Source organism: Marinobacter sp. M3C, from assembly GCF_023311895.1.
Taxonomy (GTDB): Bacteria; Pseudomonadota; Gammaproteobacteria; order Pseudomonadales; family Oleiphilaceae; genus Marinobacter.
In genome coordinates this window covers 1,638,056-1,658,698 of record NZ_CP092284.1, presented here as the reverse complement: position 1 = coordinate 1,658,698, position 20,643 = coordinate 1,638,056, and the positions used below count along the sequence as shown (strand labels likewise).

Annotated in this window: 32 protein-coding genes and 5 pseudogenes; 14 read left to right on the top strand and 23 right to left on the bottom strand. The window is 51.2% G+C overall.

Translation table 11 applies throughout. From position 1 onward, the window contains the following. Positions 1 to 134: 134 nt before the first annotated feature. The 3 genes from MIH18_RS07650 to MIH18_RS07640 all read right to left on the bottom strand — a co-directional run bounded on the left by MIH18_RS07650 (position 135) and on the right by MIH18_RS07640 (position 1,436). Positions 135 to 566 carry a type II toxin-antitoxin system HicB family antitoxin gene (locus tag MIH18_RS07650; protein WP_249014242.1) on the bottom strand — a complete coding sequence of 144 codons (432 nt, stop codon included), beginning with the start codon at positions 564 to 566 and terminating at the stop codon, positions 135 to 137. A gap of 40 nt (positions 567 to 606) precedes the next feature. Further along, positions 607 to 789: a type II toxin-antitoxin system HicA family toxin gene (locus MIH18_RS07645; protein ID WP_249007818.1), complete on the bottom strand. Its 183-nt coding sequence runs from the start codon at positions 787 to 789 to the stop codon at positions 607 to 609. 104 nt (positions 790 to 893) lie between these two features. Beyond that, positions 894 to 1,436: a hypothetical protein gene (locus MIH18_RS07640; RefSeq protein ID WP_249007819.1), complete on the bottom strand. Its 543-nt coding sequence runs from the start codon at positions 1,434 to 1,436 to the stop codon at positions 894 to 896. Positions 1,437 to 1,570: 134 nt separating this feature from the next. Here MIH18_RS07640 and MIH18_RS07635 point away from each other — a divergent pair, with 134 nt between their 5' ends. From MIH18_RS07635 to MIH18_RS07615, 5 genes are all read left to right on the top strand, one after another. Continuing rightward, positions 1,571 to 1,837 (top strand): YlcI/YnfO family protein, encoded by a 267-nt coding sequence (locus MIH18_RS07635; protein ID WP_249007820.1) that lies wholly within the window; start codon positions 1,571 to 1,573, stop codon positions 1,835 to 1,837. After that, complete coding sequence (locus MIH18_RS07630) at positions 1,834 to 2,133, top strand: type II toxin-antitoxin system RelE/ParE family toxin (RefSeq protein WP_249014241.1); 300 nt, start codon at positions 1,834 to 1,836, stop codon at positions 2,131 to 2,133. Before MIH18_RS07635 ends, MIH18_RS07630 begins: the two co-directional genes overlap by 4 nt. Positions 2,134 to 2,330: 197 nt before the next feature. Then, the gene (locus MIH18_RS24035; RefSeq protein ID WP_349292903.1) at positions 2,331 to 2,486 is read left to right on the top strand and encodes a type II toxin-antitoxin system RelE/ParE family toxin; all 156 of its coding nucleotides are present in this window, start codon (positions 2,331 to 2,333) and stop codon (positions 2,484 to 2,486) included. A 1-nt stretch (position 2,487) separates the two neighbouring features. Next, positions 2,488 to 2,790 carry a helix-turn-helix domain-containing protein gene (locus MIH18_RS07620; RefSeq protein WP_249007822.1) on the top strand — a complete coding sequence of 101 codons (303 nt, stop codon included), beginning with the start codon at positions 2,488 to 2,490 and terminating at the stop codon, positions 2,788 to 2,790. 117 nt (positions 2,791 to 2,907) lie between these two features. After that, positions 2,908 to 3,288, top strand: a complete 381-nt coding sequence (locus tag MIH18_RS07615; protein WP_249007823.1) for a helix-turn-helix transcriptional regulator — start codon at positions 2,908 to 2,910, stop codon at positions 3,286 to 3,288. 31 nt (positions 3,289 to 3,319) lie between these two features. Here MIH18_RS07615 and MIH18_RS07610 read toward each other — a convergent pair. Continuing rightward, a pseudogene (locus MIH18_RS07610) lies at positions 3,320 to 3,439 on the bottom strand (type II toxin-antitoxin system RelE/ParE family toxin); the annotation flags it as partial. A 142-nt stretch (positions 3,440 to 3,581) separates the two neighbouring features. On the opposite strand from MIH18_RS07610, the pseudogene MIH18_RS07605 reads away from it, so the two are divergent. Continuing rightward, a pseudogene (locus MIH18_RS07605) lies at positions 3,582 to 3,770 on the top strand (ATP-binding protein); the annotation flags it as partial. Positions 3,771 to 3,879: 109 nt separating this feature from the next. On the opposite strand, the gene bamE reads toward MIH18_RS07605, so the two are convergent. From bamE to MIH18_RS07585, 4 genes are all read right to left on the bottom strand, one after another. Continuing rightward, positions 3,880 to 4,353 carry an outer membrane protein assembly factor BamE gene (bamE, locus tag MIH18_RS07600; protein WP_249007824.1) on the bottom strand — a complete coding sequence of 158 codons (474 nt, stop codon included), beginning with the start codon at positions 4,351 to 4,353 and terminating at the stop codon, positions 3,880 to 3,882. A gap of 263 nt (positions 4,354 to 4,616) precedes the next feature. Further along, a complete protein-coding gene (locus MIH18_RS07595) occupies positions 4,617 to 4,889 on the bottom strand; it encodes a type II toxin-antitoxin system YafQ family toxin (RefSeq protein ID WP_249007825.1) in 273 nt (90 codons plus the stop codon). After that, positions 4,889 to 5,146: a type II toxin-antitoxin system RelB/DinJ family antitoxin gene (locus MIH18_RS07590; RefSeq protein ID WP_249007826.1), complete on the bottom strand. Its 258-nt coding sequence runs from the start codon at positions 5,144 to 5,146 to the stop codon at positions 4,889 to 4,891. Before MIH18_RS07590 ends, MIH18_RS07595 begins: the two co-directional genes overlap by 1 nt. 351 nt (positions 5,147 to 5,497) lie before the next feature. After that, on the bottom strand, positions 5,498 to 5,992 hold the full coding sequence (locus MIH18_RS07585) for an MgtC/SapB family protein (protein ID WP_249007827.1): 495 nt from the start codon (positions 5,990 to 5,992) through the stop codon (positions 5,498 to 5,500). 347 nt (positions 5,993 to 6,339) lie between these two features. Here MIH18_RS07585 and MIH18_RS07580 point away from each other — a divergent pair, with 347 nt between their 5' ends. Further along, positions 6,340 to 6,855, top strand: a complete 516-nt coding sequence (locus MIH18_RS07580) for a sn-glycerol-3-phosphate transporter (RefSeq protein ID WP_249007828.1) — start codon at positions 6,340 to 6,342, stop codon at positions 6,853 to 6,855. Positions 6,856 to 7,164: 309 nt separating this feature from the next. On the opposite strand, the pseudogene MIH18_RS07575 reads toward MIH18_RS07580, so the two are convergent. Both MIH18_RS07575 and MIH18_RS07570 read right to left on the bottom strand, forming a co-directional pair. Beyond that, positions 7,165 to 7,287, bottom strand: a pseudogene (locus tag MIH18_RS07575) (type II toxin-antitoxin system HicB family antitoxin); the annotation flags it as partial. Between the two features lie 65 nt (positions 7,288 to 7,352). Beyond that, positions 7,353 to 7,532, bottom strand: coding sequence for a type II toxin-antitoxin system HicA family toxin (locus tag MIH18_RS07570; protein WP_249014602.1), 180 nt, complete (start codon positions 7,530 to 7,532; stop codon positions 7,353 to 7,355). A 173-nt stretch (positions 7,533 to 7,705) separates the two neighbouring features. On the opposite strand from MIH18_RS07570, the gene MIH18_RS07565 reads away from it, so the two are divergent. Continuing rightward, entirely contained in the window at positions 7,706 to 8,113 is a 408-nt protein-coding gene (locus MIH18_RS07565; RefSeq protein ID WP_349293806.1) for a DUF2784 domain-containing protein, read from the top strand. 186 nt (positions 8,114 to 8,299) lie between these two features. Beyond that, complete coding sequence (locus MIH18_RS07560; RefSeq protein WP_249014240.1) at positions 8,300 to 8,557, top strand: helix-turn-helix transcriptional regulator; 258 nt, start codon at positions 8,300 to 8,302, stop codon at positions 8,555 to 8,557. A gap of 31 nt (positions 8,558 to 8,588) precedes the next feature. Here MIH18_RS07560 and MIH18_RS07555 read toward each other — a convergent pair whose 3' ends face one another. From MIH18_RS07555 to MIH18_RS07525, 7 genes are all read right to left on the bottom strand, one after another. Next, a complete protein-coding gene (locus MIH18_RS07555; protein WP_249014239.1) occupies positions 8,589 to 8,879 on the bottom strand; it encodes a type II toxin-antitoxin system RelE/ParE family toxin in 291 nt (96 codons plus the stop codon). Further along, complete coding sequence (locus MIH18_RS07550) at positions 8,869 to 9,117, bottom strand: type II toxin-antitoxin system Phd/YefM family antitoxin (RefSeq protein WP_249007833.1); 249 nt, start codon at positions 9,115 to 9,117, stop codon at positions 8,869 to 8,871. Before MIH18_RS07550 ends, MIH18_RS07555 begins: the two co-directional genes overlap by 11 nt. Positions 9,118 to 9,295: 178 nt before the next feature. Then, on the bottom strand, positions 9,296 to 9,550 hold the full coding sequence (locus tag MIH18_RS07545; RefSeq protein ID WP_249008947.1) for a type II toxin-antitoxin system RelE/ParE family toxin: 255 nt from the start codon (positions 9,548 to 9,550) through the stop codon (positions 9,296 to 9,298). Between the two features lie 26 nt (positions 9,551 to 9,576). After that, entirely contained in the window at positions 9,577 to 9,849 is a 273-nt protein-coding gene (locus MIH18_RS07540; RefSeq protein WP_249007834.1) for a CopG family ribbon-helix-helix protein, read from the bottom strand. 160 nt (positions 9,850 to 10,009) lie between these two features. Next, complete coding sequence (locus MIH18_RS07535) at positions 10,010 to 10,594, bottom strand: histidine phosphatase family protein (RefSeq protein ID WP_249007835.1); 585 nt, start codon at positions 10,592 to 10,594, stop codon at positions 10,010 to 10,012. Positions 10,595 to 10,626: 32 nt separating this feature from the next. Further along, positions 10,627 to 10,833, bottom strand: coding sequence for a hypothetical protein (locus MIH18_RS07530; protein WP_249007836.1), 207 nt, complete (start codon positions 10,831 to 10,833; stop codon positions 10,627 to 10,629). Positions 10,834 to 10,981: 148 nt separating this feature from the next. Further along, entirely contained in the window at positions 10,982 to 11,725 is a 744-nt protein-coding gene (locus MIH18_RS07525) for a ParA family protein (RefSeq protein WP_249007837.1), read from the bottom strand. 332 nt (positions 11,726 to 12,057) lie between these two features. Here MIH18_RS07525 and MIH18_RS07520 point away from each other — a divergent pair. Next, positions 12,058 to 12,768: pseudogene (locus MIH18_RS07520) on the top strand (acyl-CoA dehydrogenase family protein); the annotation flags it as partial. 226 nt (positions 12,769 to 12,994) lie between these two features. Beyond that, positions 12,995 to 13,180, top strand: a complete 186-nt coding sequence (locus MIH18_RS07515; protein WP_249007838.1) for a hypothetical protein — start codon at positions 12,995 to 12,997, stop codon at positions 13,178 to 13,180. 40 nt (positions 13,181 to 13,220) lie between these two features. Here the strand turns inward: MIH18_RS07515 and MIH18_RS07510 are convergent, their stop codons facing one another. Continuing rightward, positions 13,221 to 14,021 (bottom strand): dienelactone hydrolase family protein, encoded by an 801-nt coding sequence (locus MIH18_RS07510; RefSeq protein WP_249007839.1) that lies wholly within the window; start codon positions 14,019 to 14,021, stop codon positions 13,221 to 13,223. A 159-nt stretch (positions 14,022 to 14,180) separates the two neighbouring features. Here MIH18_RS07510 and MIH18_RS07505 point away from each other — a divergent pair, with 159 nt between their 5' ends. Continuing rightward, positions 14,181 to 14,753, top strand: coding sequence for a glutathione S-transferase N-terminal domain-containing protein (locus MIH18_RS07505; protein ID WP_249007840.1), 573 nt, complete (start codon positions 14,181 to 14,183; stop codon positions 14,751 to 14,753). Positions 14,754 to 14,789: 36 nt separating this feature from the next. Here MIH18_RS07505 and MIH18_RS07500 read toward each other — a convergent pair whose 3' ends face one another. Continuing rightward, complete coding sequence (locus MIH18_RS07500) at positions 14,790 to 15,128, bottom strand: hypothetical protein (RefSeq protein ID WP_249007841.1); 339 nt, start codon at positions 15,126 to 15,128, stop codon at positions 14,790 to 14,792. A 67-nt stretch (positions 15,129 to 15,195) separates the two neighbouring features. On the opposite strand from MIH18_RS07500, the gene MIH18_RS07495 reads away from it, so the two are divergent. Next, positions 15,196 to 15,654 (top strand): acyl-CoA dehydrogenase C-terminal domain-containing protein, encoded by a 459-nt coding sequence (locus MIH18_RS07495; RefSeq protein WP_249007842.1) that lies wholly within the window; start codon positions 15,196 to 15,198, stop codon positions 15,652 to 15,654. A 522-nt stretch (positions 15,655 to 16,176) separates the two neighbouring features. Next, positions 16,177 to 17,397: a hypothetical protein gene (locus MIH18_RS07490; protein WP_249014238.1), complete on the top strand. Its 1,221-nt coding sequence runs from the start codon at positions 16,177 to 16,179 to the stop codon at positions 17,395 to 17,397. Between the two features lie 246 nt (positions 17,398 to 17,643). Here MIH18_RS07490 and MIH18_RS07485 read toward each other — a convergent pair. The 4 genes and pseudogenes from MIH18_RS07485 to MIH18_RS07470 form a co-directional block, all read right to left on the bottom strand. Further along, positions 17,644 to 17,997, bottom strand: a pseudogene (locus tag MIH18_RS07485) (DUF6444 domain-containing protein); the annotation flags it as partial. 338 nt (positions 17,998 to 18,335) lie between these two features. Further along, positions 18,336 to 19,025 (bottom strand): hypothetical protein, encoded by a 690-nt coding sequence (locus tag MIH18_RS07480; RefSeq protein WP_249007844.1) that lies wholly within the window; start codon positions 19,023 to 19,025, stop codon positions 18,336 to 18,338. Between the two features lie 331 nt (positions 19,026 to 19,356). Beyond that, positions 19,357 to 19,695, bottom strand: coding sequence for a tRNA-binding protein (locus MIH18_RS07475; RefSeq protein WP_249008948.1), 339 nt, complete (start codon positions 19,693 to 19,695; stop codon positions 19,357 to 19,359). A 21-nt stretch (positions 19,696 to 19,716) separates the two neighbouring features. Then, positions 19,717 to 20,613 carry a DMT family transporter gene (locus tag MIH18_RS07470; RefSeq protein ID WP_249007845.1) on the bottom strand — a complete coding sequence of 299 codons (897 nt, stop codon included), beginning with the start codon at positions 20,611 to 20,613 and terminating at the stop codon, positions 19,717 to 19,719. Positions 20,614 to 20,643: the final 30 nt, after the last annotated feature.

Below are 20,643 nucleotides of genomic sequence, written 5' to 3'. Positions count from 1 at the left end.
GGGTTGAGGGTTGAGGGAGTTGATCATGGACAGGCACAGAGAATATCCTTATTAATCAAATTTTTACCCAATAACTAGGGACAGGTACACAAGACCTACACAAGATTCCTCTCAATAATCAAAGCGACCCTGCGTTATGCCAGGGTCTTAGCCTTGTCGTGCGATTTACGCATCCTTTCCAAAGCTGCCTCAGATAGAAACGCAGAGCGTGACCGCGCCTCGTTCGGGTGCTCCTTCACATATCTGTCAATCTGACGCAAAACCAAACGGGGCACGGTGATATTGATCTTCTCCGCCTTGCCCAGGAATGGTGTTACATCGATCTCGATAAAGCCCCACACCGCACCCTTAAAGTCTGCGTTTGTACGGTGCTCGGCAATAGAGTTGGCAGTAGGAATGTCTTCTCCAAATTCTGCTAATAGCTCAAGGTGACCAAGAATTGCCTCACGTGCGTTGTCTAACGCCTTGTCTTCGTTGCTGCCTGCAGAGAAGCAGCCAGGAATATCGGGCACAGTAACGCCGTAGTTCTTTCCATCATCTGTATGAAGTGCTACTGGGAAACGCATAGCGATTACCTCAAGTGTGATCAGTGGCCCTTTGGGGCCGTTATTTCCAACCGGCCTGCTTCCAGATATTGTTCAACGTACCCTTTGGCAGTTCTGACTTAGGGTGTGGCAGCGTAACCAGCCCCGGCTTTGTGGAATGCTTAAAGTGATGATGGCTCCCATTCACTCGCACCAACTCCCAGCCATCTTTTTCCAGTTTCTTTTTAACCTCATCGCTCGTCACGTTAGTTCCTTCTAATTTATGGTGGTTATTATACCCACTCATTTAGATTAAGCAACTGATTGGTCGTGGACAGGCACAGTTTTACCCGTTGATCATGGCTAGGCTCAAGCTGCTCTTCGCCTATGACAGCGGTAATCGTTGTAGGTTGTTTCAAACTGCGTAGCTCGCTCGCACCAACGGTCTGGGTCGAGGTTAAGGCGCTTTAAAATCGGCAGCATGTTCTCTTCAATAGCGCCGCGCTTGTCTTCACGTGCGATGCGCCCGGTGCAATCAACCAGCGTAAGGTAATCCTCGAACCCGAATAGAATGCCGCGTTGGAAGCCTTTACGGATAACGCCCTCGAAACCCAGAAGGGGTTTTAACGGGACTGTAAAGTTGTTCAAAGCGTGCTGGGCTGTCTGACTTTGTATCGCCTCTGCCAGGTCGAACTGCGGCGCTATGCGCTCTTTTATGCTGGTGTGTTCGGAAGTTTCCGGCGTTGGCGCAATTGCGACTCGAACCGGATTCAGGTCAACGTAGGCCATGCAGGAAAGCACGGCTTCTTCGGTATCCAAAGCCTGTGACTTGAACCGACTTTCCCAGAAATGCCCTGTACAGTTGTCCTCTTTATTGGCTTGCCGCGCTACAGGCTCATTCAAACACTTCATGAACCAGCTTAGTTTTCACCAGAGACAGGCACCGCGACCAGTTCCGCGACCATGCAACAATCGCCGACGTGTTGTTGGCTGGTCGGCTCCAAAAGGTGTATGTTGTATTGCATATGCAATGCAAGGTGTTTGTTATGAAATCAGCCACAATTCCACCACTGCGTGTTACACCTGAATTACGGCAAGCCGCTGAAAGTGTGCTTCAAGAGGGCGAGAGCCTTAGCAATTTTGTTGAAAAATCGCTGGTAAAGCAGATCGAATTTCGCAAGAGCCAAGCGGCATTCATTGCAAGGGGTTTAGCCGCGCGTGAAAACGCTAAAGATTCGGGTAAGTACGTGAGTAAGGAAGGCTCCCTGGAGGCCTTGGACGCTATTCTGGATAAATATCGCGGCACTAAATGAGCTATCAACTGCGTGTATCGGAAGCTGCGCAGGAAGACCTGGAGCGGTTATTTGAGTTTTTGGCGGAGAATGACCTGAGCGCTGCGGTACGTGCTCGCGCAGCGATAGAAAAGGCTTATGAATTTGCCGAGTTAATGCCGTTCGCATGTCGTAAAGCCGACGACTCAAATCCATTTCTTCGTGAGCTTGTTATTGCCTTTGGGGCGGCAGGATACGTTGCGCTGTTTGAGGTTGAGGACGCAAATTACGTCACCATCTTGGCTATTCGCCATCAGCGCGAAGATGACTTTTATTGATTCTCGCTTTTTCAGCTTTGGTGCAGTAGATCCCCAAGACAGGCACTCTCAATAATGCGGACAGAGAAAATGTTCTTGCGGCAATTTTGGTTCTGAAAGGAAAGGGGCCCCTGTTATCACGGCCATACGTAGACAGCGTATACGGGTCTGCTCACAGCAACATGAAAGAATTGCGGATATAAAGTAAAGGTAATCCTATTCGAGCATTCTTTGCGTTCGATCCAACTCGAACAGGCATCGTCCTCTGCGCCGGTGAAAAAACCGGCAAAGAGAAACGGTTTTATGAGGAAATGATTCCCGTAGCCGACCGTGAGTTTTCGGCGCACCTAGAAGAGCTTCAGCGAGGTAAATGACATGGCTAATTCCCTGGACAAACTTTTGGCGAGTGAGAAGCCGGAAGTCATAAAACGAGCGCAGGTTAAATCGGAGAATATTCTGTTAGAAATTCGTTTGAACGAAGTGCGCGCCTTATTGCAGAAAACACAAAAAGAGATGGCAAAGGCTATGGGCGTGACGCAGCCTACGATTGCAAGCATGGAGAAAATTGGAAAAGACTTGAAGCTGTCTTCCATTAAACGGTATGTGGAAAGCGTCGGCGCGAAGGTTCGTCTGGATATTGAGCTTCCGGACGGAACCCACCATGCTATTCCGCTGTGAACTCTGGCTATCTTGTAGTGGCGTAGTGAATTGGGTCTGATCGAGGACAGGCATAACAAATATCTTGTTGATCATGGACAGGCACTATAGCGCGGGTTCAAGAGGAGATGTTTACAAATGAGCGCACAAATTATCGAACGCGAAGGAAAGCCGGAGTATGCCGTATTGCCTTACCATGAGTACGTGCAGTTGATGGAGCTGGCTGAAAGTGTGCGGGATGCGAGAGACGCAAGAGAAGCTATGCGTGAGCTCGACAGCGGCGAGGACGAAGCCATCCCCGCCAACATCGTTGGCCGTTTGATCGCCGGAGACGACCACCCGCTGAAAATCTGGCGGGAGTATCGCAAGCTTACCCAAGCAGCTTTGGGTAATGAAGCCGGGGTGGGCAAGTCCTATATCAGCCAGATTGAAACCGGCAGCAAAACTGGCTCAGCCAAAGTGCTGAAGGCGCTGGCGGAAGCTCTGCAGGTGGATATGGATGATCTGTTGGTAGAGTGATCAGTCGTGGACAGGCACAGGAAGTTGGTATTTAGATTCGTCGGTGAGCCCGACTGTACACCGCACCACGCTCTCGCTTGCCCACGGCGACCACCGTTACAACGATGCGCTCGTCTTCGACCTCATAAACCAATCGGTAACCTGCGCTGCGAAAGTGACTAGGGACAGGCACAACGAAAGGCCCGATTGATCAGATGCTTACAAAGAAGGCCCGCGGATTCGTCCCCGGGCCTTTTTGCTGTCCTGCGCATAAGGAGGCGTTGAAAATCCGACCATGGACAGGCACACATCCCGGCCGTGTCATCGTCACCAGTAACCTCCCATTCTCACAGTGGGCCAGTGCCTTCTATGGCGACACGACATTAACCGCTGCGCTATTGGATCGGCTGTTACATCACGCGCACATCGTCCAAATCCGGTCAGACCATGGACAGGCACTGTTAATTGTGAGATCACAGACGTTCAGCGATTCCATGCAGTAAACGACCCAGAGCAGGTAGCTCCTGCGCCCCAACTGCAGGGGGCGCTAACATCTTTCGGGGGGGATGCCTTGCAGCATTGTTGGAGACGGACGTGTTTGTGTCCGGAAACTCAATTAACCCCGTTAGCGGCATCGACCAGAGCATTGCCGGTCGCGCTTGAGCGGGAATTAGTTTTATAGGCCTTCACCACCTTGCCGGACGTGTTAAAACGAACGACTGTGGTTTCATTAATATTTCCACTAAAGTGAGTTATTTCTGAGAAAGGGTAAGACCAAATCTCGCCACCGTTTGAGTTGTCGATTTCAGGCGGATTGCCAATAAGCTGTTCAACCTCTGCAGATCTCATACCCACTTCAATTTGCGCCAGCTGAGCTTCAGTCACCTGCACGCCATTGCGGTATGGCTGAAACAGGCCACCCACAGCTGAGCCAATCCCGGAAGCAACACCTTTCACCGCGCTGCCTACATTTTGGGCCGCACTGCTTAGACCTGAATCCTGGCCACCGTTTGAAGCGCAACCGGTTAGCACTACGCCGAGCGCTGCGATTACCAATCCTTGTTTAGCTTTTAAAATCAACTTCATGAACAGCCTTTCTTTTGTGTTAGTGGACGATCGATACTGTCGAGGCCAGTATAAAAGAAAATATACGATAGATCATACGATGATGAGATTTGTAAAGAATTAATCTTACAGGAATCTGATCATGGACAGGCACAACGAATACGGATTCGTCCCCTGAAATCTGATCATGGACAGGCATAAATTACCCTATCTTTCCTACTCATCAGGGACCTATTATTTAGATTTTTCGTCTACGTCTTTGGTAACCGTCCACACAGACGGAACTACTCCTGAAACAAATCCGCGTGCGTTCCGGTTCGGGCTAACTGCAATTCCTTGTCGGTCACTCGGTACAAAAGCAACCAGTCCGGCTCAATATGCGCGTCTCGATAGCCCTTCCAGTTCCCCCGTAAAGGATGATCTTGATAAGCTTCGGGTAACGGTGCCTGGCGAATCAGCAAACTGAGCGACATCTTTAGTTTGTCCAAGTCTTTGCCCCGCTTGCGGGCTTTCTTCACGTCTTTTTTGAACTGGGTCGATTGCACTGGCGTTAGCACTACAACCCCAGATCGTCAAACAGCGCCTGTTCGTGACTGAAACGCTTGCCCTTGCCAGCTTCCAGCTCTTCCATGGCCTTGACCGTTTTGGCATTGGGCACTTGCACCGCAAACGGCAATCGCTGTTCGTCAGCAATCTTGAGCATGAGCAAGCGTATGGCGTCTGAAACGGACAGGCCCATGGCGTCCAGCGCGGCGGTGGCGCGGGCTTTGGTGTCACTGTCGATGCGGGCACGAACTACAGAATCGGTATTCATAAGGGCCTCAATTTAGTTGTAGCGTCAGTGTAGCTACAAACTATCCAGACTTTCCCCGCTCAGCGCAAGTGAAATTTCCCATGGGCATGGGCAATCTGATCAAAAAAAATCTGATTATGGACAGGCACAGCTTAGCCTGACCTGATTGCATAAATATCCGACCATGGACAGGCACACATCCCGGGGACAGATTTGAAATCTGTCCCCTAACGGACCATGGACAGGCACTGGCAGGGATTATCCCAGCTTTGTCTATGAGCTGATGCGCTGCCGTGTACACGTGCGTTGTCAGCTTGGCGACTTGCATGGCCTGTCGCTTGTCGAGCTTTTTGCGCCCGAGCCCGCTTGAGATCAGTCGTCCACCTTTTCCGCAGTTTTGCGCTCCAGCACAAGCGGCAACAGCTGCAAGATAATTAATGCCAGCAACGTAGTCATAATGGCCACCACTTCCTGGCCCAGACCTATCGCGACACCCATGGCGGCGGTCAGCCACAAACCAGCCGCGGTCGTCAGACCCCGGATATTGGACAGCGACTCGCTCTTGATGATGGTGCCCGCACCAAGAAAGCCGATGCCGGCCACCACACCTTGGATAACGCGACTGATTGAGTCATTGAAAGTGCCGGTGGGATCTGCGCCAATGACAAACAACGCGGCGCCTAGGGACACCAGCATATGGGTGCGCAAGCCCGCGGCCTTGCCCTGACTTTCACGCTCATAGCCGAGCACTCCGCCGAGCAAGACAGCCAGCACCAATCTCACCCCGACGCGTGTGTTCTGCTCGATATCGTTGATATCTGAAAACTCCGCGGTGACGGTTGCGACAATCACTTCCCATACGGACATCCTGTTACTCCTTATGTTGCACTGCGCTGCAGGGCGGGCGCTGAGCTCGCGCCCGTTACATGTTAAAGAATTTAACGACCCTGATAAAAAAACCGAGCCAGAACAAAACCGAGCAACTCATGTCTCTGGGCGGCGGAATGATGATGCTGCTGCTGCGTAAGGGCATTACCCGCCCCTGATTAATCGGCGCAGTTTACTCATCGGAGTGGCATAATCTGGCCATGGACTAGCATAACAAACATCCCCGAACTCAATACGCCGGGATTTCTTCACGATGAAGTTAATCCAGCTTCCAAAAGACTGTGCTTTTGAATCTAGATATCAAAGGTTTGCCAGGAGGCATGTTTATGTTTTTAAAACATTTTCTTGTGTGTCGACGATATCGGCTGGCGCTGTTTTTGTTGGTTGTCCAAATTTTTTTCCAAGTTCACGCCGATGTTCTTCGCGAAGGTGAGAGCCTGATGCTGCAGGGCGGCCCTTATGTGCTGCATTGGAATGAAAATGATAAGGACTCAAAAAGAAACTCGTGGCCGGCGCTGCTGGGTGCTGAGTGGGAGAACGCTGAGCGCTGGGAGCTGGGAACTGCCGTTTTCAGAAATTCGTTTTACCAGTCCAGCGTTTATGTCTATGCCGGTCGGCGCTGGTTTCTGCCCCGGGTTGCCGATGGGCTCTACGTCAAACTGACCGGCGGCCCGCTTTACGGTTATCGCGGCGAGTACGAAAAGAAGGTGCCATTCAACTATAACGGCCTCGGTTTAGCGGTGTTGCCGGCATTAGGCTACCAGTACGGAAAGGCAAACGTGCAAACCGTTTTTCTAGGCACGGCGGCGGTTATTTTTACGTTTGGCTATGAGTTTGACTGAGGAGCCCCGTGAATGTCTCCCTACGGTAACTCCTCATTTTCCAACACGAGATGAAACCCACCAACGCCTCACTCTACTCGATATTTGTGGTACAGGTTGTAACCTTTCTCTCTGTACCAGGCCTGCCGCATCTGATCATGAAACTGATCATGGACAGGCACAACGAATATCTCGATTGATCAGATGCTTACCAAGAAGGCCCGCGGATTCGTCCCCGGGCCTTCTTGCTGGTCTGCATATAAGGGTGCGTTATGGTCAGCCGGTGCAACGGCTATAGCGCGACAATTAACTTGGCCGGTCCGTATTGCCTCAGTAAAGAATCAAACTCATAGCCGGATTGTCTAAAGCCTTGTCTTCATTGGTGCCTGCAGAGAAGCAGCCAGGAATATCGGGCACCGTAACGCCGTAGTTCTTTCCGTCATCTGTATGAAGTGCTACTGGGTACTGGGAAACGCATAGCGATTACCTCAAGTTTAATCAGTGGTCCTTCGGGACCGTTATTTCCAACCGGCCTGCTTCCAAATATTGTTCAATGTACCCTTTGGCAGTTCCGACTTAGGGTGTGGCAACGTAACTAGCCCCAGCTTTGTGGGATGCTTAAAGTGATGATGGCTCCCATTTACTCGCATCAACTCCCAGCCATCTTTCCCAGTTTCTTTTAACCTCTGGTTGGACATTACCGCATAAGCCACAGACCATGAACAGGCACACATCCCGTCATAAGCTAGCTTCATTGAAAATGATTTGTTCAAATGACCATGGACAGGCACAAATCCCGCAAATCCCGGGGACAGATTTGAAATCTGTCCCCTAACGGCCCAGGCCCCAAACCGGCGCGTTAGGAGGTTTTATCGACTTCAGTACGCTGTATTCTTTTGCCGCTGACGCGATACTTATTACGCATGTATTGTTCGTAGCGTTTGTCGTTTTCGGGCTGATACTGGTTTATGCAGGCTTTTTTCTGAAGTGGCAGTGGGTGAGAAACGTGTGGTTCCGTAGCGTGCACCTGGTTGCAATCGGCGTTGTGGTTTTGCAATCTTGGTTTGGTTTTGTTTGCCCGCTTACAACCTGGGAAATGGGTCTGCGGGCGAGGGCAGGTCAAAATGTTTACGATGGTTCTTTCATGGCACATTGGCTGCACCAGATTTTATATTTCCAAGCGCCGCCGTGGGTCTTTATTGCCTGCTACACCGCTTTTGGTGGGCTGGTGTTGCTCAGTTGGTTTCTGGTTCGACCAAACCTTGCCTCTCGAAATTGATTTTCGTAGATGGAATCATAATGTAGTGGTTCACTGAGCACCTTAAAACGCCTATTTCTCGTCTGTGTCGTCGTCTTCAACCTCGTCCGGATGCTCCTGCTTATAACGCTCCCAGTCTTCCCAGTCATGAGGCGTTCCAGCATGGGTTTTTTCAGGTGCCTGGTATGCTCTTTCGCAAAAGAAGCTATGCGTGAGCTCGACAGCGGCGAGGACGAAGCCATTCCCGCCAACATCGTTGGCCGTTTGATCGCCGGAGACGACCACCCGCTGAAAATCTGGCGGGAGTATCGCAAGCTTACCCAAGAAGCTTTGGGTAATGAAGCCGGGGTGGGCAAGTCCTATATCAGCCAGATTGAAGCCGGCAGCAAAACTGGCTCAGCCAAAGTGCTGAAGGCGCTGGCGGAAGCTCTGCAGGTGGATATGGATGATCTGTTGGTAGAGTGATCAGTCGTGGACAGGGATAGGAAGTTGGTATTTAGATTCGTCGGTGAGCCCGACTGTACACCGCACCACGCTCTCGCTTGCCCACGGCGACCACCGTTACAACGATACGTTCGTCTTCGACCTCATAAACCAATCGGTAACCTGCGCTGCGAAGTTTGATTTTGTAGCAGTTCTTGAGATCGGATAGGGCGTCTGGCGGCACGTGAGGATCGTCGAGCCGCTGTTTGAGCTTTTTCTTAAACTGAGCCTGCAGCGCCGGTGCGAGCTTCTTCCATTCTTTAAGGGCAGAGGGTTTGAATTCTAGAGCGTACTTAGAGCTCATTCAGGGACACCGGGATGCTGCGTTCTGATCGGCGCGACTCCACCAGGCGAGCCAATTCTTGATCGTCCAGGCGATCCAGCATAGCCTCGTAAACATCCGCTGGCACGCAGTAGAATGCTGGTTTATTTCGGTTCAAAACAACGATGGGAAACCCCTCGCCGGCACTAACAGCTGCCATTGGGTTTTTCTTTAACTCCGAGATACTAGCCGCAATTTCGGTATAAATGGGTTGAGTCATGGACGAACCTCCTGAGACCTATTAACAGGTCATATATTATCAAAGATACTCAAACCTTGCATCTCGCAACTTTTGTGTTCGGCGACTACTGGATTGATCACCATCTGATCATGGACAGGCACAACGAATACGGATTCGTCCCCTGAAATCTGATCATGGACCGGCACAAATTAATCTATCAAAAGCCCGCTTCTTTTTGGTGCCGGAAGGCCAGAACATATACTGCATCGTCGGCCGGTTCATGGTGGTACAGGGCCACATACCCGGAGTTCCCGAAGGCAATAACTAATTCGCGCAATTCAGGCATTTCAGCGAACGGCCGGCCAATACCCGTGGCTGTTTCCAAAAACAGGAAGTGCCGTTCGATGGTTTGTCCTGCCCGCCTACTGGCTTCCGGGGCTTTGGCGGCTAAGAATTTGCGGCATCGTTCCAGACCTTTCGCAGCGCCTTCGGTGATGATTACTCGTGGCACTCTGGCGCCGCCTTCTCATCATCGTTGCCCCAAGTATTCAACCAGGCGCGAGCTTCTTGGCCGGTCAGGTGTCTGCCGGTTTCCTTGTAGGCTGACCAAGACGCTAAGGCCTCCTGCTTGAAACTCTCGCGTGCTTCCTCGCGCTCAACGTACTGCTGTATGGCTTCCAGCATGATCCAGTGCGGAGAGCGGCGGCGTTGGTTGGCGATGTGATGAACGCGGCTTTTTAGTGTGTTGTCGATTTTGAGAGATGTTGCCATGAGTAAGCCTCGTATCACTTGGTAGTACTTAGTGATAATTTAACGCCTTTTTGCGCCAAGAGTCCATTTCTGAACGCTATAATTCGATCGTGGATATCTTGGACAGGCACGATCAATTCAGAACAATAGGTAATGGAAAGGAAAATGAGATTCCGAGGTGTCAATCCGACGGCGATACGCGAGCCAAAACCTTGGGGTTCTCTGACAGCGGCAGCGAAATGATGACCCCTTCGTTTGACGACGGGTATACGTCCGCCAGTGCGGTAATATTCACCTGGTGCGACACCATAATCACCGGTTTGCCCGGCGGCATCTCGTTCACTTGTTTAACGGTCTGCTGGGTTTGCAGCCTTCCATCACCACGCCCCAGAAAGAACGAATTTAACGACGGCCACTCGGTTACGGAGCCCGTGTCCATCCCGTTCGCTGTGTCCAGGCACCGGCACCATTGGCTGCTGAACACCCGGGCTTCATTAATACCCCGCGCCGCCAGAAAAGGCTTCCACGCCCGCGCTTGCCTGCGGCCCTCTGCGTTCAGATTACGTTGGGTACTGCAGTCCTCCAGTTGAAAAGATTCCGGATCGCCAAAGCCCGGCGCCAAAGCATGACGCAGTACCAGCAGCGCCTTGCCTTCTTTCAGTGCCTGCCAGGCAGCATTTTCATCGGGAGTAGCGCCAGCCGCCGCCGGCCCGGACGTCAGCGCCAACATAGCTGTCACAAGCAGGCAGCGAATAAGTTGAGTCATGAAGTAATGGTTCGCTGAGGACTTTAAAACGCCTATTTCTCGCTTGTGTCGTCGTCTTCCACCTCATCCGGATGTTCCAGCTTATAACGCTCCCAGTCTTCCCAGTCATGAGGCGTTCCGGCATGGGGTTTTTTCAGGTGCCGGGCATGCTCCTTCGCGTTATGTTGCAGGCTGTGGTCCTGTTTTTCTTCCTCGTCGTAGCCGTGCTTCTTCAGAAAGTCCGTTGCGCTGATTGGCATCTCGAAATACCTCCGGGGTTACCCATGCTCTTAAGCATATTACGCTGGTTTTCCAGCGGCGGATTTGCGGGTGGTGGTGGTGTGTTTGAGTATAGCAGAGCGTGAGTATGGACAGGCACAGCTTGGTTTGGGCGTGCATAACCCGATTTCACCGCAGGTCTTTTTTAATACTGGTCCAAAGCTGGCGATAAGCGCCGGCCGCTGCGCTTCTGGCATCCAGTTTTTCCAGAGGCTGGCCTTCTTCGCCCATACGCTCAACCACGCTTGCGTAGGGTATTGCCACGTTAAGGCAGTTGCCTGTCAGCTCCGAACCACGTTCAACCAATTCCCGGTGCAGCTTCTTGCGGCGATCGACCATAGAGAAAAACGGGCGCAGCTTTTTAACACCCAGTTTTTTGCTCTTGGCAAAATCGTGCAGCTGGTTCCAGCTGTTCATAGACAGCCAGGTAGGCACCAGTGGCACGTAAACCTGGTCTGCCACTTCCAGTACCTGTTCGGTTAATCGTGACAGCGTAGGCGGGCAGTCCAGAATCACCAGGCTGGTTTCTTCGGAGAGTGGGGCAAGCAGTTTTTTGAGTTGGTTGCCATCGGTTTCCTGATCAAGCTTGATGTCGAAGTTGCGGAAACTCGAGTGTGCCGGGATAAAATCCAGGCGGGGGTAAACATCACTATGGATAAATTTGGCGATGGGCGATTTGCCCTCAAGCAGCTTGGAGAGTTTGTTGCCTTTGAGCGGCTCGGCGCCGGAAAGATAGAAGCTGGAGGCGCCCTGAGGGTCGAGATCCCACAATAGAGTCTGGCAGTTGTCCTTGCTTGCAAGGTATGCAACGTTCACTGCCGCCGCCGTTTTGCCAACTCCGCCCTTGGGACTATAGAACGCAATAATCCTCATTGCCGCCCTGTTCCTGTATTGAATCCAGTGAATTGAGACCTACAGGGTAACAGGCGTTTGGTTCTGCTTGATGACACTTTTATGACACAGCCTGATCACGTACAGACACAGATCAGCCCTGCGCGGAAAAGCGGATCTTGGGCGAGCATAAATACGTCATAGACCGGTGAACCACAAAATTAAAACAGTCGTATGAATTGACGCTGAACAATAAGACCAAAGAACCCGATTGAGGAGAGTGCTCATGAAATACCAGGCCCGGCAAATGATCTTCGTTTTTGTTGTTTGATGTACTGGGCGTAGACCGGCTTCATGAGCTGGAAAAATACGCCGATGCCACACCGGATCTGATTTCTGCGGTTATTGATGAAGCCGGCAAACTGGCGGCCGAAGTGATTCAGCCGACCAACCAGGCCGGTGATTGCGAAGGCTGCCATTACTACCCCGAAACCCACGCCGTAACCACGCCTGAAGTGTTCAAGCCGGCCTACAAAAAGTTTGTAGAAGGTGGCTGGAACGCACAGGATGCGCCGGTGGAGTTTGGCGGGCAGGGGCTGACCCACGGTGCTATTAGTGCACTGCATGCCCACGGTTCCGGTGAGTTCAAACAAACCTATCTGGAAAAACTGGTATCCGGCGAGTGGACGGGCACCATGTGACTTACGGAATCCCAGTGTGGCACCGACTTGGGCCTGATTCGCTCCCGCGCTACGCCCAACGCAGATGGCAGCTACGCGATTGAGGGCACTAAAATCTGGATTACCGGCGGTGAACACGATCTAACCGACAACATTGTGCATCTGGTGTTGGCAAAACTGCCCGGCGCGCCTGACACCACAAAAGGCATTTCTCTATTTATAGTTCCCAAGGTTCTGCCGGAGTCTGGCGAGCGCAATCCGGTGTTCTGTGGCGGCCTGGAACACAAAATGGGCATTAAAGGCCCCGCGACCTGTGTTATCAATTTTGAGAATGCCAAAGGCTGGATGGTGGGCGAACCCAATGATGGCATGCGCGCCATGTTTACCAGGATGAATGAAGCGCGCTTTAAACTGAGCCTGAAAGGCGGGCAGCTTGTGCGCACCCTGTTTGGCGTATTCGAGAGCTACCTAAAGGACAACCCGGAAGCACCCCATCGCGATGAGCTGAAAGGCGCTGTAAGTACGCTGGAAAAGGCCACTCTATGGCTGGCGACCAAGGCTCCAAAAGATCCGGAGCAAGCAGGTGCTGCTGAACCTTTCGACCGTGCTTATTGGCTTTTATGGCGCCCGGTTGTTCGCACTTAATCGTCAGCAAAGCATTTCGATCACTTTGGAGGCTGGCCTCCAGAACAGTGGCCTGTCGATGTTGTTGGCGCTGGGTATGCTGAACAATTACGCGATGTCGCTGGTACCCGCGATTTACACTGGGGTGATGTTTATCACCGCTGGCGTAGTAGGTGGTGGTGGAGAGCGCTGATCCGGCCGGATTCAGCGCTCTCCCTGCTGCGCACGAAAGACTACTGGGCGAAGATGTCCCTATAGAACGCCATTGTGCCTTCCCAGGCACGATTTGCGGCTTCTTCATTATAGGCCATGGGCAACCCAAACTTTTCACCGGTATCGTCAGCCGCTTTGGAGGTGAAGGAGTGCTTGACGCCGGGGAACACAGTCAGGCTAAGATCTGCACCGGCTTTGGTCATTTCACTGACAAAGCCGGTGACCTGCTCCACTGGAACGAACGGATCAGCGCCACCGGTGTAGGCCAAAATCCGAGCCGTAACTGCGCCCTGTTCGGGCTGAATGTCGCTACCCAGTGATCCGTGCAGGCTGACGACGCCGTCAAGATCGAGGCCGAGCCGTGCCATGTTGAGCACGACAGCACCACCAAAACAATAACCCTGGGCCGCAATCCGGGATTCGTCGACCGTTTCATGGTCCTGCAGAATGCTCATGGCCTCGCGGAAGCGGGCTTCGAGTGCCTGTTTGTCGCCCATGGTGGCCTGCATGAACTTCTTGGCGTCGTCAGGATGTTCGGCCAGCTTACCGGTGCCGTACATGTCCAGTGCAAACGCAGTATAGCCCTCTTCAGCCAGCCTTTCGGCCTGGCTGCGGACAAATTCGTTGTGGCCCCACCACTCGTGAACTACCAGTATTCCCGGGCGCTCGCCCTCAATATCGTCGTCATACACCATGTAGCCGGTGAAGGAATCACCATCGACGGTATACTCCACCGTTTCAGACACTATCTCGGCAAAGGCTGCAGTAGTGAAAACGAGAGAGGTCGCCGCGGTAAGCGCGAGCCGTTGTATCATGTTCATTGTCCGGATCCTTTTGCTTTGGTTATTGTAAGGCCTGATTGTTCACTGTTCATAAGTGGCCGCTCCGTGCCATATTATCGGGACTGCCTGTTGCCCGGTCTGGCGCTACGAGTTTAGATACAGGCACTTAATACAATAACACGATTAATTGGAGGCTCCATGAAGCTGCTTGGCTCGACCACATCCCCTTATGTCCGACGCACCCGGCTGCTGCTGGCGGACCGTCCTTATGATTTTGTGAACCTGGATATCTACGGCGAGGGGCGAGACGAGTTGCGTAAAAATAACCCGGCGCTCAAAATTCCGATGCTGGATGATGACGGCCAGAAAATATACGATTCCCGGGTTATCGCTCGCTATCTTGGGGCTAAGCTGGGCATCGCCGCCCCGAGCTGGGATCAGGAAAACCAGCTAACGTTGATTGATGCGGCCAACGATTCCTGTGTCACGATGCTGTTGTCGAAACGATCCGGCCTCGACATTGAGCAGGATGCGATGTTTTACAACATTCAGCGCGAACGCATCATGACGACCTTGCGTGCGTTGTCAGCCATGGTGGATGCGGGCGAATTCACAGACTGGCATTATCCGTCAATCTGTCTGTTCAGCCTGATCGACTGGTTGGATTTCCGGGCCCTTGTCGATTTTGAGGGCATCGAGAGTTTGTTGTCATTCCGGGACCATAATTTGCAACAACCTATGGTCGCGGAAACGGACCCCCGCAAAACCTGACTTCTTTGCGCCCAGAGCGGCGCGCCGCTCTGGGCATCAGTCCGCTTTAACTGAGGCGAGAATATCCAATGCGTGGCGCCGCTTTACAGGGTCATAAAGATCCACAGTAAACATCAATTCATCCACCTTCACTGTGGTGAGAAGTTTTTCCAGCTGGCTTTTGACGGTCGCGCAGTCGCCCTTTACTTGCAGATCAAGGAAGCCCCGAACACCGGCTTCTTCCTCACGACTCCAGAGCCCATCCATGGTTTCTACCGGAGGTTTTAGCCACAGTGGCTGGCCCTGAAACAGTGCCAGGATGCTTTGGTAGCTGGTGGTGGCCAATAATGCGGTTTCTTCATTGCTGTCAGCCGCGACGGCTGGCACGCACAGCATGGCATAAGGCTGTGACAGGCTCTGTGAAGGTTACGAAGGTTCCAGCAATACGAACATCGGCCTGCAAGTGCTTGGCGGTTCGGGCTTCACCACCGACTGGCCGCTGGAGCAGCTGGTTCGCGATAGCCGCATTGCGCGAATCTATGAAGGCACAAACGGCATACAGGCGCTGGATTTGGTGGGCCGTAAACTGAATCTGAAAGGCGCTTTAAGTATGCTGGGAAAAGCCACCCTATGGCTGGCAACCAACGCTCCAAAAGGTCCGGAGCAGGCCGGCGCCGCGGCCACGCCATACCTGCGTCTGAAGGCCCTAACGGTTATCGGTTACATGTGGTCACGCATGGTCAACGTTGCCGGCCAGCAGATTGAAGCCGGTGAGGGCAGCAAGCCTCTGCTGGAAAGCAAGCGGGTGTCTGCCCGCTTTTACTTTGAAAAGCTGCTGCCGGAAATTCACTGGTTGCTAAGCGACATCGAAAGCGGCAAGGACAGCCTGATGGATATGGGAGACGATCACTGGGCGGCGTGAGCCTAAATCCCGGCGTTTTGAATCAAACCACGCACCGCGTGGCTTTTTTAGGGGCGATGTGTTCTACGGTGAGCAAGTTGCTCCGGCTTTTTGGTTTGAATCAAGTCAGTAAAACGATATCAACTTTGCAAAACAGAGCGGGGTGGTGGGGAATTTTTTTCGCCAGAAATGGGTGTTTGAGCGCAGCGAGTTCCATTTCCAAGAAAAAACATTCCCCGCCACCGCGATCAACCCACCAAAACCCAAAGGCTACAATTTCGTAATGGACAGGCATGTCCGTACTCTCTGTCCATACTCTCAAACTAGAAGTGATTCAAATCATCTATGCCGATTGGCATACATGCGCCTATGCCGTTCAGGGGACTCTAAAGATCTGATAACGGACAGGCACAGTCAATATGTGTTTTTGCATGAGGCATTCAACAAAACGTTACAAAAACCGAGAGGCGACTCCGCTAAAAGCACTATATTATTTTCCGCCCAAACCAATGAACCTGCTTTTCTCTGACTAAGGAGAGAGATATGAAAACAAAGGCTTTAGTTGTGCTCGTCGCAATGGGTGTTCTGGCGGGCTGTGCGAGTTCGCAGCGGCCAATGACGGCCGAACAACAGGCGCTTGTGGCGGAAATGCAAAAAGCCTTCATCGCGCGGATGAGCGCCGGTACCCCGCAGCCATTTCAGCGCGAAGCGGCGAAGCCTATTCAGCACGCAGAGCCGGTAAACGCGATGAGCGAGCAGGAGCTTGCTGATCGGATTACGGCGGTGGGTGGAGGCGAGTCATCGCTTGAAATTCGACGCGTGCGTGATGGGTTAATAGTTGGTGGAGCTGCGTATCTCGATCCTGAAGGCGAGATTACGGGATTCACAGCCAATGCGTTAACCGGAGATATTGTTTATTCCCTGAAGACTGGAAAAAACCAGATAACGGTCAAGTATTTATTCAGCGCTAATTTGTCCGAGCCTGTAACGCTTGGTTTCGCAGTGCGGAACGCAGAGAATATTTCTTTTACTTCCGTAACGGATAAAAAGCTGACCGGCGACGATATTACTCTTACATCTGAGGGCGTGTTGATCACGCGCAACACCTCAGCGTTCCATTATAAGCCGGGCAATCCGGTGACATCGGTTATGGCTCCTGATAATTACCACGTTACGGCTATGCAAAAAGGTGATTTTGGCTCAACCGGTTATTTGCTGCTCGAAAAGAATGAAGGCGAAACCAAGGGTATCGCCGGGCTTACAAATCTTATGGGGTCGCTGGGCGAGACGGTAGGGTTGTCTGAGGCCGATGGTTATATGCTTTGGAACGCGCAAACCGGCGATGTGGTGAAGCTGGACATTAGCACCGACGATAAAGATGTTTCTGTTGGCCGTGGCTGCACGCGACAAAATGACCTTGTTAACAAGTGCACGTCGTTTGATTCCTATGAAAGCCTGTATCGCCAAGATGGCACACGCAATCGTGGGCATTATTTCTGGCGTGTTGACTGGATGACATCGCCCCAAGGGCCATACGCTGTTGTTCAGGAAGCGGGTAGCCGAAAAATTAATGTGATTGATTTACAGCACAATGAGCGGGTCACAGTGCTTGAGCGCACACTGGGTATTGGATCACACGATGTCACACAAGCGGCGAACGGCACCATTCGTATTGAGGCCCAGATGGGCTTTTCAAAAGAGGTCGTAAACGACGCCGTGGTTGCTTACAGCACAGGTATGCAAAAGCTCGCGACTGCGGATTAATTAATCCTCCTCAATAGCCCCTTTATGAAAGCTGATGGCGGCGTCGACCTCTTCGATGCCGCACATTTTTTGCTCAGGCGGTTCATCGCCGGCCAGTACGCGCAACACCGAATGTCCGTTGCGGAATAAGGTTCGGTGTTGTAGAGAAATAACTCTGGACAGGCATAGTTTAACAATGGAGCGGGCCTCAAAAAAAGTGCCGCAGATCGACTGAGGGCAAGTGGGTCGATTTAAGGGCGCTTACTCATAACCGTCTTCTTGGTACTGCCGCCCTCTTGGCAGAGAGCGTCGATCGACGTTGAGTTCCTTCACCGCATCCGGGTCATTGACTGGCTTCAAGGTCGTTCCGATACGCCCCTTCTGGCCACCAGGCTTTCTAGTGCGCTCCCCCTTTCTGGAGGACTTCTCTCGGTTCGGATCTGAGGAGGGCGGCTTGCTGTTGTTTTTGCTATTGAGTGTGGTGCGGTTGAGGAGCATCGCCACCAAAAGGAGCAACACCTCCAGTGCTGCCTTGAGTGAAGGCGACAGATCGCGCTCTTTCTCGAGAAGTTTTTTGACGGATCCGATCGCCGAATCAACGTCAATATTTTCTATCTTCAATGTCTGCCCGCACCTGGATGGCTTTGTGAGGCGTCCATTATCGCAGGGGGTTTCAGAGCGACATTTTTGGCTCTGAGGGCCATTCTGAGGCGATTAAAAAGCTGAGGCCGTCCCGTGATCGAAATCGGTTAGTAGAGCCCTTCAGCAGACCTTATGCCGTCGGCTATGGCCTGCGTGGTGGCATCGGTACGAATGCCGATAAAGCGGGAAGATTCAAGCAAAAACCCTGTCAAGAACTTTCGCAGTTTTTTTGAGCTGAATAGTTACACCAATTTTTATATTGTTGGCGTGAAGTTCCATGGCAAAACACCAATTAAAGCCATAAAATTGGATATATTTCATTCATCGCCAGCGCTCTTTGAAAAATAATGAATAGAAATCAATTCAGATTCATAACTATCAATATGCTTGAAACCTACATTAGTGCAGCTTTCAATAATAAAGCTTTTAGTATAAGATTTAGATTCAAAATCTAGGCCTCTAAATACATCGCCTTCGTCAGTTTTCTTTAAAAAAATATGTGAGATTTCACATCTTTTGTAATAATCAAGCCTGATTTCTTTAGCCTTATCTGTCGTGTTGAATTGGGAAATAACAACGTCAAAGCCATGGGTGTAGCAATTGTGTATCTGAGACTTACATTCATTTAAATTCCCAATTAAATTAAATGAAAATACACACAAAATAGGGACTAATTCAATATTTAGTAGCTTATAAAAATCAGATAAGCAGGAGTTAATAAATTTACCTTCAACATGACTATTTTTTGAAAGATATTCATCGATGCATGGCTTAAGGCTGTCTCGAATATCTACGCCAATATAGTTAACCCCGTTCATGGCGCTACAATCATAAAGTCTAACCTCGTCACACCCCAGCTCAATTAAAGTTCCATATATGTTTTTAGATAAAATTTTTGATATGTATGCTTGCTCATAATTTAAATATCTAACAATTTCTTTACTGAAATTATCAGTATTCATTATTTGGCTTCCATCTTTGCCAACATAATAAGTGTTATTTTTCATTGTCTAACTCCATGTATTAAAAGCACACAAGCCGAGCTAAACAGAATGTATTGCTTAGCTGCTTTTGTACGATTATTTTCGAAGCAAATGCACAAAAATAGCGTAACTTTGCGTGTACGGCTGAGGCCTTCCCTCCTGGCACTTCCATTCTATGGTTACTGTAAAAATCTCAGTATCTAGCTTGAGCCAAAAAAATTGGGTAACAAGTAAGTGTCAGCCAGCACACCGTACTAATGATGGCCGGACTCTCAAAGAGAGAAGCATATACGGCCAATCTATTTGCGAACGCTAGCCAGCAATGGTGTTGCCCAATGTTTCAGGCTGACAATAATCAGAAGAGCCTCTTGCCATTTGCGACCGGGAAATCCGGAGTTACCAATGCTACTGCACCCACTTCTGTTTGCACTCCGGTAACCAGACATTCAGACACGAACGGACCGATCTGTTTGGGAGGAAAATTGGTGACGGCGAGCACCTGCTTGCCGTTAAGCGTTTCCTTGTCATATAGCTCAGTGAGCTGTGCGCTGGATTTACGAACACCGACCTCAGGACCGAAATCCACCTTCAACTTGTAGGCAGGTTTTCGTGCTTCAGGAAAATCCTCTACCTCGATGACAGTACCAACCCTTAGTTCTACCTTTTCAAAGTCATCCCAACTAATCATATTCAGTTCCTCCAGAACAAAGATTGATCAATAAACGGTTTCAGATTCGGGCAGCGGATGACGCTTTGCACTACCGGCGATCAGGGAACCCAGCACAATCAGAACACTGGCGGCGAGAACCGCACCGGTGGCATTGCCATAACCCGCGACGATCAGCAATACCACTGAAATGAGCGGAGCGCTGTAAGCCAGAGTACCAAGCAACTGGATGTTGCCGTGCTTCACTCCATAATCCCACGTGAAAAAAGCGATACCGACCGGTCCCAGACCAAGACCCAACACGCCAGCCCATTGCACCCATCCCGTTGGCCATACCGTTGTTTCCCACACCAAGTGACACAGCAGGGCCAGAACAGCGGTCACACCGCAAAACCAGCCTACTGCATCGGTCGGTACACTCTTTACCAGCCGGGACAAAACGGAGTAAGACGACCAGATCAACGCGCAGCTAAAGGCAATCAAGTAACCGTCGAGATTGCCCATAGTAAAACCACTGCTATTGCTTCCGATCAACAACCAGCATCCCAGGAGGGCGAGCATGGCACCCATAACGTGCTGTTTTCGCAAGGACTCCCCAGGCAAAAATGAGGACATCAGAACGATAAACAACGGCCAGAGATAGGCAAGCAAACTCACCTCTATCGCCGGAGCCAGCGTCATGGCCTTGAAATAAGCAAAGTGGTAACCGAACAGACCGCCAACCCCGATGCACCAGGCCAAAAGTGGCTGACGTAAATACCGGGTCCCACCATGGCCAGCGCGGAACCAGCGAACGCACATCAATAGAAATGCAATGCCAAAGGTCATCGCCATCAGCTGAAATTCCGGAATGTCCCCACCGGAAAGCTTGGTCAACAACGCAAGCGTTCCCCACAAAAATACAGAGATCGAGCCTATCCACGTCGCCGCAATAATGGTTGCCATGACTTCCCCTGAAAACAATCAGTTCATAAC